The sequence below is a fragment of the Halalkalibacter sp. HAAS-P013 genome, from assembly GCF_056619925.1.
Genome location: NZ_JBWQTU010000008.1, coordinates 170,484 through 184,068 on the forward strand (window position 1 = coordinate 170,484; position 13,585 = coordinate 184,068).

Genomic DNA, 13,585 nt, shown 5'->3' on the forward strand with positions numbered 1-13,585 from the left:
AGGTAGACAACTTTTAATAGATTTTTATAGCATTACAAATTGAAAACATTGTCCAAGGAGGGAATTCACAGCTTTAGTTTTTGTAATATTCAGTAAATTATTTAGTGATTTGCGAAAGCGCATACTTGCCTGGTGAAGCTGAAAAAATCCAGCAATCCATTGAAGGGGGGTGATCGCGTAAGAAGGTTTACATAGGTAAACAAATGATAAGTCATTAAAAATTATTTCAGGGGGTATTTGAGATGGTGAACAAAAAAGTATTTTTATTGATTCTCAGTTTGGTCATGGTTGTCATCCTCGCTGCTTGCGGTGGAGGAGAAGGGGCCTCATCAGAAGCAACAGGAGGTTCAAGCGGAGACAAAAAGGTCATAGGGGTTTCCCTTTCAAGTGTAAGTGATACATTCCGTACATTTATCTATGATGCAATGAATGAAGAAGCTAGTAATCACCCAGACTTTGAATTTGTTTTTTCCGATGCACAAGAGGATAGTTCAAGACAAATGAACCAAGTCGAAAACTTTATAACTCGCGGTGTGGATGCGGTTATTTTCATGCCAGTAGATACAGTTGCAGCTCCTGATATTGTTGCGAAAATGAATGAAGCTGGTATCCCTATTATTGTCGTGAATCAAACATTTGATGCAGTCGATCAAGCGACAGCCTTTGTTGGCTCATCTTCCATTGAATCTGGTTTGCTTCAAATGGAAGAAGTGGCAAAGCTGCTAGACGGAAAAGGGAACATTGCGATCATTGACGGCATGTTAGGGCATGAAGCACAAATTAAAAGAACAGAAGGAAACATGGAAATTATCGAGCAAAACCCAGATATGGAAGTCGTGTTACAAGGGACTGGAGAATGGTCTCGTAATCAAGGAATGAATCTAATGGAAAACTGGCTTCAATCTGGAAAGCAAATTGACGCAGTTGTAGCGAATAACGATGAAATGGCGATCGGTGCCTTACTTGCCATTGAAGCAGCTGGTAAGTTAGATGAGATTGTCGTCGCAGGAATCGATGCATCCCCAGACGCATTAGAATTACTAGAGGTTGGTAAACTGGACGTAACAGTCTTCCAGGATGCGAATGGACAAGCGACTACGAGTGTTCAATTAGCAGTCAAAGCTGCGAATGGTGAAGAGGTAGAGACAGTGATGATTCCATTTCAGTTAGTGACTCCAGAAAATGTGGATGAATTTATAGGGGAAAACTAAACGTAAGTAACTTTTTCTAATTTTGAAATACTAGAGTCAGAAAGAACTATATTCTTTTTTGAAAAGAAAAGCAGCCCCCTAGATTTACTATAAAAATACACTTTAATAAGAGTATAGGTGAAAAGATTGGAGGTCCTTTGGCATTGTAACAGTGTCGGAGGACTTTTTAGGGATTGAGAGTGTCAGAGAACACTTGGAAATAATGCTTACGATTCTGTTTTGCTTTAAATGGAGAAGGTTGATGCCTTGCTGGACTTACGGGGAAAGTTCCTCATGAAAAGGTAGGGGCCCGAATCCGAGCTGAACTCAGCGGGAATAATTCCTTATAAAGAGGATGAAGCCCGAACCCATGCTCAAACAAAGAGAAAAAGTGCATCATAAGAGAGATGAAACCCAAACCCATGCTCAAACAAAGAGGAAAAGTTCATCATAAGGAGGATGAAGCCCGAACCCATGCGCAAACAAAGAGAAAAAGTGCATCATAAGAGAGATGAAGCCCAAACCCATGCTCAAACAAAGAGAAAAAGTGCATCATAAGAGAGATGAAGCCCAAATCCATGCTCAATCAAAGAGGAAAAGTTCATCAAAAGAGAGATGAAGCCCGAACCCATGCTCAAACAAAGAGAAAAAGTGCATCATAAGAGAGATGAAGCCCAAACCCATACTTAAACAAAGAGAAAAAGTGCATCATAAGGGGAATGAAGCCCGAACCCATGCTCAACCAAGAAGAAAAGTCCTTCAAGAGAGCAATGAAGCTCAAATCCATGCTCAATCAAACAGGAAAAGTAAGTTCATAAGGCTGTAGGGACTCCTGAAAAAACTATTGATAAACATAATTAAAGCCGACTCAATTGATAAAGCTCATTATTTATTCCAAACTTGCAAAAATTACATACATATAAATCTACAAAAAAACTCAATCTTAATGAGCAGCTGTAGTTCAATATGCTATAATTCAGTTTTGGACGAAAACTATTAAACATTTTTGGTGTTGAATAATGCAAGTAGGTGGACGCATGAATACACTTATAAAGACATACCGTTGTCCGATTACTATAACGAATAAAGCGAAGGATAAGATGCGAGTGCTCGGGATCGAGGAGCGTTCGTTTTTTTCGTTGGAGAAATCGTTTCGTATATATATAGAAAAATATCCGCAGACAGAGGATCGCCCTCTTTCAGTAGCTTTGTACGTAGATAATGAGGCAAATGTACGGATGGCCGATATGTACGAAGGGCTTGTGGTCATACTGCATTGTGTCGTTGAGAAGGACCGTTTTATTGTAACGAATGTAACGGCGAAAACGGCGCGTGCCTCTGTGCAGACAAACTGGCGCCGGTCAGTCGACCTAACATTTGATTTGAATGTTCAGCGGGGGAGTACGATCTCGATTGAGTTGCTAAGCTTGATTCACGGAATGCCCGTTGCGCAGGAAAGTTCCAAGTACGTGAAAAAACGTATTGCAAGTTGGGAAGGCTACCTGAAAATTCAGGAACGTTCGGCGGATATCCCAGATATGGATTGTAAGTATTCGGGTCTTACATTCAATGGTGATTTTACCCGGATGACCATTACTGGCTGTCAATTAGATGATAAGCAGTGGAAATCAATTAAAGATTTAAGCGTTAAACTAAAAGGACTGGACCAGGATGTTGGAAAAGTACTAAAAGCGAATCGTTCTGCTCGTAAGGTGGAAGTAGAACTGAACAAAAATATGGAAGAACGGGCTAGAAAGAATCAGATTGACCTGAAGCAAAAAGAAGTGGTTTTCAGTAATTTTGCAACGTTAAGCCAGGTAAAAAGACTCCGACAAGGATTCAAGCACTTAGAAAATGGCTTAGCTGCTAATCGAGAGCTGGAGCAACTTTTATTTGAAAACAAGCCGCCGGTTCGGCCACCAAATAAGTTACCACCACTTCAGTTTCATAATCGATTAAATGAGTTTCAGAGGGAAGCGGTCACAGGCGCCATGTCTGCGGAAGACTTGTACGTCATTCAAGGACCGCCTGGAACCGGAAAAACAACGGTTATATCTGAAATCTGCCTGCAGAATGCACGAGCAGGGCTGCGCACACTAGTCGCGTCGCAGTCCAATTTGGCGGTGGATAATGCTCTTGGTCGACTGTTGGAAAATAAAGATATTCGCATTCTTCGAGTTGGACGCACGGAAAGCATTGAAGAAGAAGGTAAGAAGTTCATTGAAGAAAATGTAGGACAGTATTGGAAAGACCATACATTAAAAGAAGTTTCCACACAATTTGAAGCACGACAAAAACGTGAAGCGAAAATTGAAGTAGAATGGACGGAAAATGAACAGAAGCTAAAGGAGCTAGAGCCAGAACTCGCGCGTTTGGAAGCAGAAATTGAAGCAAAAAAGAGAGCAAAAGAACAAGTAAGTGAAATTGAGGCTAGTATAAAAGAGCAAAGCAGGAACGTGCAAACGGCCGAGCATGAGCAGCAATTAACTCAGCAGCGTATGCTTGAGATCGAGCATTCTCTCCGTTTGTTGGATGAAGAAATAAAAAAGGATGGCATTTTTCTTCGTGATGAGCCAAACAGTGACGCTATTCAAAAAGAGTACGATGCCATCCAAACAGAAATACAACAACTACAGCACAGTATCGCCTGTCAGGATCTTGAAAATAAAGTGACTGAAAAAACGCAAACCGTCGAGCAAGCTAAAGCTGAATGTGAAACTTGGGCTGAGGCAACAGCAACGTTGGATGCGTTAATCACAAAAGTTACGGACGTCAAACAAGTTGACGGCTTAAAATGGATCTTACTTGAACAAAACCTGGAACGGCCTGAAAAAGTTCAGAAGCTTTTGGAAGAACTAAGAGAGATTCGGGCAGAAATCAAACAGCTCGAAAAATTAAAAGAATACAATGACAAACTAAATGGTGCGGTTTCCTATATAGAACGGCTATTAAATGGGCAGCGAATTTCGTTTGACCCAGTTCAGCAGCGTGCTCTAAATCGTTCAGCTGTATATACCGCGGTGGAAATCGATCATTTTTTAGATGAACTAAGAAGTAGGCTAAAAGGTAATACAAACATCTATCCACAAATGCTTCTAAGAGCTCTGGAAGGATTGTATAGCAGGAGACACTTTGTGCGGAAAAAGGCTGTACGACTAAAGCCATTTGATACGTATAAAAACATGGCGCAGGAAGCCTTTAGGCAGCTAAAGAAAGAAATGCTTATTAACCTTCAGAGTAAACAGGAAGAAAACAAAAGCTTCTATCTAAAGTGGCAGCAGAAGGTTGATGAGCAGAATGCAGAACTTCATCCACTTCAAAATAGATTAAAAGAAATGGTGGAGGCTGCAGAACCGATTCCGAATGCTCATGAACTGCTTCGACAAAATGAAGCAAAAGCAGTAGAGCTTCAAAACAAGAAAAACCAGTATGAGCAAGTAAAAGAACGGGTTAATACAAGTCGTCAACAAAGTAAAGAAGAAACGTTGCAACTTCAAGAAGAGGAGCAGAACTTTGCACAAATTGAAACTCGTTTAGAAGAGCTGTACGGCTTGATTGCAGAGAAGGAAGAAGAGCTAATTCCTTTTTATGAAATTCTTAAGAACGAACCGGAAAAAGAGCATGAAGAAGTTTTAAAGCAAGTGGCGAGTTTTACTTTTACACGGGAGTCACTAAAACAGGAAAAACAAAGGCTTCCTCTTTTTCAGTCCATTCAAGGACAATGGCTTTCCTTGCTTGAAGAAGCAAATGACCACGATCTAGATGAAATTCGCAAACTTTACGTCAAGCATGCTAACGTCATTGGAACAACTTGTGTGGCATCTGCACGGAAGGACTTTATGGATAGCTTCCCTGTCTTTGATGTCGTAATTATTGATGAAGTATCAAAAGCAACACCTCCAGAGCTTCTATTGCCAATGCTAAAAGGAAAGAAAGTCATCTTAGTAGGAGACCATCACCAGCTACCACCTCTTTTAGGAAACGATACGCTAGAAGAAACGTTGCAAGAAATGGCGGACGAAAGTGACGACTTTGAAGGAAAAGTGGAATTAAAAAATCTGTTAAAAGAATCGCTATTTGAGAGGTTGTTTAAGAACTTGCCGAAAAGCAATAAAACAATGCTTGCCATTCAGTATCGGATGCACGAAAATATTATGGCAACTATTTCTCCATTTTATGAGCAGGAAAACGAACGACTCCAATGCGGCTTGCCAGATTCCGATTCGCAGCGGGATCACTTGCTAGAATCGTCACTCATTCACCGAGACAATCATTTATTATGGCTCGATATCCCGAACGAGCCCGCCTTTTTCGAAGAAAGAATGAAAGGTGGAAAAAGCCTCTTTAACTCGGCTGAATTGAAAAGAATTGAGGAGTTGTTAAAGGAACTCGACCAAGCGACGGCAGAGGCGAAGCAAGCTGGAAGAGTGAAGCCGGATGAGAAAAAAAGCATTGGTGTCATTAGTTTCTACGGGGAACAAGTTAAACGGATTGACCGCTTGATTCATCAGGAGCTACGCTTAAAACACTTGACGATTCGAACTGGGACCGTCGACCGCTTTCAAGGGATGGAAATGGATGTCATATTGTTAAGCATGGTGCGTAATCACGATAACAAACAGGATGATATTGGTTTTGCCAAAGACTATCGTCGACTGAATGTCGCCCTATCTAGAGCAAGGGAGCTTTTAGTTTTAATTGGCAGTACGAAAATGTTTACCGAAAAAGCAAGACAAGCAGCAACAAGACAAATGTATATTCACGTATTAGGCGCGGTCAAACAACAAAATGGACTGCGAACGCTTGAAGAGGTGAGTCTGCATGGATAAGGTAATGAAACGTTTGCAAGCAAGTTTGCTTGAAAACCCAGCTGTTCAAATCAAAGAGTCTGCTATGTGGTATGTGCCAGTTGAAACTGTTGATGTGACATTTAAACGGGTAAAACGTTCAAAAATGGATATTCTCATGAAAATGATCCTTCTTGCGGTTGAACAGACAGATATCCGGCGCGCTGCCAATTTGGCGGAAATGTTGTTAGTTGAGGAACTGTTCATTGCAGATTTGATGGAAAAAATGCAACGAACAGGTTTGGTTCGCCTCGAAAGATCCATTTACAAGCTAACAACAAAAGGGCAAGAGCAACTGGAGACAGGTATCGTGGAAGAGGAATTGGAAGAAGAGGGGACAGAGCTTTTTTACAGCTCAGTTCATGATGCATTATGGCCGGAAATGAACGGGTCTGTGCCTGAAGCAGATGAAGAATGGACTCTTTACCGCTATGCAGAATCGAAGGATCTCATCACAAAGGAGCGAATTTTACACGTTCTTTCCGAGCAAGAAAATGGGTTGGATGAAGACGGCTTTCAAACGGTCGTGTCCGATGTCACAAGTTTTGAGCAAAAGATTGTCGAACACGTTCCATGTTTGGAATTTCAACTGTACAACAAAGAGCAGGACACCTTCTACGCGCGCGTCTGGAATACATGGCTTGAACGCTGGGACGATACGCTTGAAAAACAGATAGAAGAGCATGAGCGGGTTGAATGGAGAAGGAAATGGATAGATGCTTAGGATAATAAGATATAATTTCAAGCATGAATAGCGACAATTCTATGTTACAGTTTTATATTCCAGAAGAAGAAAATCTACTCTTGTTTCACAAGAAGAAGTAACAAGTCTATAAAAGATAAAGTGAAAGCTAATCCTGAACTAGAACATATGGTTAATAAAGTTTGAAACAGTATGAAGAGATGTGGGATATCACCTCTCAACTTTTAAAAACTCTTTCAAAAAAGGACTTTATTTAATGGATTCCTGCTGTTTTAAGAATAAAAAATATGACTTCGGTTTGATACCGAAGTCTTTTTCTTATTCATTTAACACTATTGTATTTTTGATGTAGCGCTTAATTGATGATGGCACTAACTACTGTGCTTTATACATTTTTTCTTCTGTTGAAAATTTAATTTCCATAAAAGCTAGAGATCGATTAAACTATTTAAATCTTTTATTTTCAACACAATAATTTCGTTGACTAGTAAAGCGTTATCATGATAAATTTTGATTAAGCGCTTCACCAAAAGTTATTTTGTATTTGAACTTTAGACGAAATCTACTAACCATGCAACTAAAAACCAAGAAACAAGGAGTCGATTAAAATGAAAAAGGTAAAAGTAGGGATTGTAGGATTAGGAAGATTAGGTAGACAACATGCGGAAAATTTAGCTTTTCGTATTCCAGGTTGTGAATTGACCGCGGTGTGCAGCGTGATTGAATCAGAGGTGAAGGAAGTTCAACAACATTGGAATATCCCATATGGCTATACGAGCTATGAAGAAATGCTTGAAAATAAAGAGCTAGATGCCATTTTTATTGCTTCTCCATCAGGATTTCATTGCAATCAAATCAAAAAAGCACTCGCTACTGGGTTTCATGTATTTAGTGAGAAGCCGCTTGGTCTTTACTTGGAAGAGGCTCTTGAAGTACAAGGAGCTGTTAACAATCACCTAGACCAAGTGTTCATGCTAGGATTTATGCGTCGTTATGATCGCTCGTATATGGCGGCAAAAGAAACGATTGATAGAGGAGAAATTGGTGAGCCATTCATGATCCGTTGCTATGGTTTAGATCCATCTTCAAAAATGGATGGGTTCTTACAGTTTGCTCGTGCGAATTATAGTGGAGGATTGTTCTTGGATATGTCGATCCATGACTTTGACTTAGCACGCTGGTATTTAGGTGCGGAAGCAAAAGAAACTTGGGCGATTGGTGGGGCCTTTGCCCGTCCTGAGTTTGTTGAAATCAATGATGCGGAAACGGGAGCAGCAATGGTCAGATTTGAGAATAATGCTATGGGGATCTTTGTAGCTGGTAGAAATTGTGCACATGGTTATCATATCGAAACAGAAATTATCGGAACTAAAGGCTCTCTTCGAATCGGTACGGTGCCTGAAAAAAATCAAGTGGTCATCATGAAAGAAGAAGGAGTTATCCAAGAGTGTTTCGACGGATTTTTAGAGCGTTTTGAGCAAGCGTACCAAAAAGAAGCGGAAGAATTTATCAATTGTATCCTTGAACAAAGAAAACCGGAAGTTACGGTTGAAGATGGCGTGAAATCGACAGAGATTGGATATGCGTGCAAACAATCGTATGAAAGCAAAGAGTTAGTAAAGTTAAATGAATTCATAGTGGCTGACTAAGAAACTCATTAAGTGATTGACTATTCCTCGAATGGTACCTATTAAGACAGGGTAAGTGATATAATTAGAAACAAAAATGAAGAGGGATATGAGATGAAACCTACTATATATGATGTTGCAAAAGAAGCAGGCGTCTCTATTGCTACCGTTTCAAATGTCATCAATAATAACGGCCGTGTAGGGGAGAAAACGAGACAAAAAGTTATAAAAACAATGGAACAACTAGAGTACTCCCCTAGTGTTGTAGCATCTGCATTAATGGGGAAGAAAACAAATACAGTAGGACTTCTTATTCCGGATATTTCCAACCCGTTTTTTGCAGATATCGCAAGGAGCATTGAAGATAGAGGAAATGAACTTGGGATTAGTGTGATTATTTGTAGCACGGATAATCTTGAAGAAAAGGAAAAGAAATATATTTCTCTTCTGATTCGAAAGAGTGTCGATGGATTTATTCTAGCTTCAGGGGTGAAAAGCTTAGACCTGTTGGAAGAGGTCATGGAAAAGAAAATCCCAGTTGCCCTTATCGCAAACGACATCCCATCTTTGCCATTAACAACTGTGACGATTGATGACTTTAAAGGCGGGTATATCGGGACCAAGCACTTACTCTCCTTAAACCATACGAAAATTGCCATGATTGCCGAACATGCCTGGAGTAATATTCAACGAATTAATGGATATAGACAGGCATTGATGGAACAAAATGTGGAGCCTAGGGAAGAATACTTCATCAAGACAGAAGCAACGATCGAAAGAGGCAAAGATGCTGGATTGCAGTTACTCAATTTAGAAGAACGGCCAACAGCAATATTTGCTTGCAACGATTTATTAGCCATTGGTGTTATCGAGGCGGCTAGAGAACTTGGATTTGATATTCCAAACGATTTATCTGTAATTGGGTTTGATAATACTGTTCTTTGTAGGCTAACAGTACCCAAGTTAACCTCTGTCTCACAACCCATACAGGACATGGGGAAGAAAGTATTTGACATGCTGTTAGATAGAGATTTTACTAATCAAAAAACACTTTTCATGCCGGAGTTGGTTGTAAGAGAGTCCAGTGGAGAATGTAAAGATACAGTTTAGTTTGAGTGCCTGTTACTTGTTAAATACGACAAGTGACAGGCATTTTTTGTTTCGGATATATATACTGTTTAGAACCGGCCTTGTGCATTCGCTTATTTGCAGCTTAATTACGTACATTTTTGAACGGGCATTAATAACATACATATAGTTAGCGAATAGCCACCTCTTAAAAAAATAATAAAAGGTGGGTCAATTGGAATAAAATGGTAAAATAAATAGTTTCAGATGCATTGGAGAACGATGACCAATGGTTTGTATGATTCTATCATATATTCATTACTAAGGAGAGACAGGAGACAACAAATGCCTAAATACATTCTATTCGATTTTGATGGAACCCTGGCCGACTCCAGGAATGTTTTCATTTCTGGATGGAATGCCTTTTCAGAAAAATATCAATATCGAAAAATTAAAATTGAGGAATTACCCTCACTAAGAAAGTTATCGATCCTTGAAAGAGCCAAGCACTTGAACTTTCCAATTTTGAAAACACCACTCATTATTCCAGACTTCTACCGTTTTTATCTGAAATATGCAAAGGAGATCAGCTTGTATCCTGGAATGAAAGAAGTGCTGGATTCGTTAGAGAGGACAGGGCGCAGCCTAGCCATCATTTCCTCTAACTCAGAGGATGTGATCAAAAAGGTTTTACGCCGAAATCATGTAAGAAATATATCAAGGATTTTGAGTTCGAATGTCATTTTCGGCAAGGATCAATTAATTCGCAAATTTCTTAAGGAATATCATCTAGAGAAAACTGATGTTATCTATGTCGGAGATGAGCAACGGGATATTTTGGCCTGCAAATCAGCTGGAATCAAGGTTATATGGGTGAGTTGGGGCTATGACGCAAAAGAGCTCGTACAGGAACAAAAGCCAGATTACCTTGTAGATACACCGGAGGAGCTACTCGAAGTTATTTTTTCAAGAACACGGTAGAAAAATTATTAGAAATGGTGTATGTCACAGCTTGGATTTGAAGTGATTAGGCAGCATTTTAGTAAAATCAGTGTTAAATGAAAGGATTCAAGAATTGGGTAGCCAATTATCTTTGTCCTTGGCAAAAGATATAGTCCAAAAAAACGTAGATACAAAAAAGCAGGAAACCTTTAAATGTTTCCTGCTTTATTTGTTACGCATTCGAACGAAATACTTTAATCTCTGCTTGTGACTTCACTTGTTTCGGTTGATTTAGATAGTGATAGAATACACCCATGAACAAGCTTCCACCGATAAAGTTTCCGATGGTAACGGGTATTAAATTATGAATCGCTCCACTAAAACTAATCGTTTCAGGATGCTCTAATACAAGCGCAATGGCAAATGCCCCCATATTGGCAATACTATGCTCATAACCAGAAATAAAGAAACAGAATACGAGCAGCATCATGGTGAAGATTTTCGCGCCCTCTGATTTCATATTCATCGGAAGGAAAAAGGCTAAGCAGACGAGCCAGTTACACAAAATCCCTCGAAAGAAAAGCTCTAACCAAGGTGCATTCATCTTTTGTCCGACGACACTAAATAAGAAACTGTTTACGGATGGATCGTTAAAAAGCCCCGTAAAAAAGATGATGTGGGCAAACAAGATCGCACCTAGAAAATTACCAACATAACTCATACTTAATAATTTCAAAGCATTAGACCACATCATTTTCTTCTGCAAGCATGTATACGTATAGTAAAACGCGTTGCCGGTAAATAAATCACCGCCACCAAAGGCAATGAGAATAATCGCCGCTCCGAACGTAATTGCAGCAACTGGATATGTGAATGGAGATCCTTCTACATAAAAAAGATTTCCTGTTTTAAATGCAACAATGACACCAAACCCTATAAAGAGACTAGCTAAAATCGCTCGAAATACGTAACGAAAACGACTTTCACTAAAAGCCTTCTCTTTCTTTAGGGCTAGTTGTTCGACTTGTTGTAATGCATGATGTTCCATGATGACTTCACCTTTTCTTTTACCCCGATATGAATGGGATTTTACTTCGTTGTCTAAACAACTTTTCTACTATAACAAAAGATGAGGAATGGAACTAGAGGGAAAATGAAAGGAGGCGTTTTCATTTGAAAATAATTTTTTAGGGTATTTTTTATTTGTTTTTCAAAAGGAATTGTCAGTTTATTGGTAACAGCAAACCAAAGGCTTAACCCTTGCATAGAGCAGGATTGAGCATTTGTTTTTAAGGGGTTGGTACACGTGCTTGTCATTTCTTACTAGCTTTTAAAAAGCTTCTAACTAATATATAATAGGAAGTAAATATTTTAATCTAAGAAAAATTCTGATAAACTGTAATTAGGTTTAATTCATCAGAAAAGATATAGGCGCCCTCGCTTACTAAGGTCGTCTAAGTAGGAGCGCCTATATCTTTTCTGCAAATTCTAGGAGAAAAGGTTGGTAAACATGAGCAACAGAGAATCGAAAACCGACGTCATTTTAATTGGCGCTGGAATCATGAGTGCGACTTTAGGGACACTCTTGAAAGAATTAGTACCGGAATGGGAAATTAAAGTGTTTGAGAAGCTCACCAACGCAGGAGAAGAAAGCTCTAACGAATGGAATAATGCAGGAACTGGACATGCGGCACTGTGCGAGCTTAACTACACCGCTGAAAAAGCGGACGGATCTATTGACATTAGTAAAGCGATAAAAATTAATGAAGATTTTCAGGTGTCGATGCAGTTTTGGTCTTATCTTGTAAACAGCAAGCTGCTACGTAATCCACAGGATTTTATTATGCCATTGCCTCATATGAGTTTAGTCCAAGGCGAACAAAATGTATCTTTCTTAAAAAAGCGTTTTGAAGCGCTTTCAGCTAATCCTTTATTTAAAGGCATGGAATTTTCCGAAGATCCAGAAAAACTGATAGAGTGGATTCCTTTAATTATGCAAGATCGCACATCTACGGAATCGATTGCAGCAACCAAAATTGACTCAGGAACTGATGTTAACTTTGGTGCCTTAACGCGCATGCTGTTTGACCATTTAAAGAGTAAAAATGTCAATCTAAACTATAAACATAGTGTTACTGATATTACACGTACTAGTGATGGAATGTGGGAATTGAAAGTTCGGAATCTCGACAGCGGTATGGTCGAAAGCCATACGGCAAAATTCGTCTTTATCGGAGGCGGAGGAGGAAGTCTTCATTTACTGCAAAAATCTAGTATTCCTGAAGGGAAAAATATCGGTGGATTCCCGGTAAGCGGAATATTCCTTTCTTGTAATAATCCAGATGTTGTAGCGAAGCATCATGCAAAAGTATACGGCAAAGCTAAGGTTGGTGCGCCGCCAATGTCTGTTCCGCATCTTGACACGAGATATATCGATAATAAAAAATCGTTGCTATTTGGACCGTTTGCCGGATTCTCACCAAAGTTTCTAAAATATGGTTCAGTGTTTGATCTGTTAACATCCGTAAAACCGGATAATCTCGTAACGATGTTGGCAGCAGGCGCCAAAAACATGTCATTGACCAAATACTTGATTCAACAAGTTATGTTGTCAAAAGAAAAGCGCATGGATGAGTTACGTGAGTTTATTCCAAACGCGAAAAGCGAGGATTGGGATTTAGTTGTAGCAGGCCAACGTGTGCAAGTAATTAAAGATACAGAAGCTGGTGGCAAAGGAACGCTTCAATTTGGTACAGAAGTAATTACAGCTGAGGATGGCTCAATCTCAGCATTACTGGGTGCTTCTCCCGGTGCATCTACCGCCGTTTCTGTTATGCTGGAGGTCATTGAAAAATGCTTCCCTGAACAGGTAAAAGAGTGGGAACCAAAAATTAAAGAAATGATTCCTTCTTATGGTGTGTCACTAATGGAAAACCCAGAGCTTATTGAAGAAATCCATACTTCAACAGCAAAAACTCTTGGCTTTGAGGATAACAAACAAAATTCGAAAAGTAAAAATGATATGTTACAGGAAGCATAAATTGCCGTTTTCGCAATTTATGCTTTTTTTTATAGGAAAGTTAACAATATTGAATAATTATTATCGACACTCCTGTTCGTTTTAATTAGTTTTGGGATCTATTTTATAGATTCGTAAGCCTGTTGGAGGAATCGTTTTTTTTGGTTAATTGAAATAATACAACCGTA

At 39.3% G+C, this 13,585-nt stretch carries 8 protein-coding genes; 7 read left to right on the forward strand and 1 reads right to left on the reverse strand.

Going from position 1 to position 13,585, the window contains the following annotated elements:
• Positions 1-242 precede the first annotated feature (242 nt).
• The 6 genes from AC1FXP_RS12585 (at position 243) to AC1FXP_RS12610 (ending at position 10,417) form a co-directional block, all read left to right on the forward strand.
• Complete coding sequence (locus AC1FXP_RS12585) at positions 243-1,211, forward strand: sugar ABC transporter substrate-binding protein (protein ID WP_480061854.1); 969 nt, start codon at positions 243-245, stop codon at positions 1,209-1,211.
• 1,016 nt (positions 1,212-2,227) lie between these two features.
• Positions 2,228-6,019 (forward strand): DEAD/DEAH box helicase, encoded by a 3,792-nt coding sequence (locus AC1FXP_RS12590; RefSeq protein ID WP_480061856.1) that lies wholly within the window; start codon positions 2,228-2,230, stop codon positions 6,017-6,019.
• Positions 6,012-6,761, forward strand: coding sequence for a hypothetical protein (locus AC1FXP_RS12595; RefSeq protein ID WP_480061858.1), 750 nt, complete (start codon positions 6,012-6,014; stop codon positions 6,759-6,761). Before AC1FXP_RS12590 ends, AC1FXP_RS12595 begins: the two co-directional genes overlap by 8 nt.
• Positions 6,762-7,348: 587 nt before the next feature.
• The gene (locus AC1FXP_RS12600; protein WP_480061860.1) at positions 7,349-8,389 is read left to right on the forward strand and encodes a Gfo/Idh/MocA family protein; all 1,041 of its coding nucleotides are present in this window, start codon (positions 7,349-7,351) and stop codon (positions 8,387-8,389) included.
• A 93-nt stretch (positions 8,390-8,482) separates the two neighbouring features.
• Positions 8,483-9,478, forward strand: coding sequence for a LacI family DNA-binding transcriptional regulator (locus AC1FXP_RS12605; RefSeq protein WP_480061862.1), 996 nt, complete (start codon positions 8,483-8,485; stop codon positions 9,476-9,478).
• Positions 9,479-9,781: 303 nt separating this feature from the next.
• Positions 9,782-10,417, forward strand: a complete 636-nt coding sequence (locus AC1FXP_RS12610; RefSeq protein WP_480061863.1) for an HAD-IA family hydrolase — start codon at positions 9,782-9,784, stop codon at positions 10,415-10,417.
• A 193-nt stretch (positions 10,418-10,610) separates the two neighbouring features.
• Here AC1FXP_RS12610 and AC1FXP_RS12615 read toward each other — a convergent pair whose 3' ends face one another.
• Positions 10,611-11,426 (reverse strand): formate/nitrite transporter family protein, encoded by an 816-nt coding sequence (locus AC1FXP_RS12615; RefSeq protein WP_480061865.1) that lies wholly within the window; start codon positions 11,424-11,426, stop codon positions 10,611-10,613.
• Between the two features lie 462 nt (positions 11,427-11,888).
• On the opposite strand from AC1FXP_RS12615, the gene AC1FXP_RS12620 reads away from it, so the two are divergent.
• On the forward strand, positions 11,889-13,418 hold the full coding sequence (locus AC1FXP_RS12620) for a malate:quinone oxidoreductase (protein ID WP_480061867.1): 1,530 nt from the start codon (positions 11,889-11,891) through the stop codon (positions 13,416-13,418).
• The last annotated feature ends 167 nt before the right edge of the window (positions 13,419-13,585 follow it).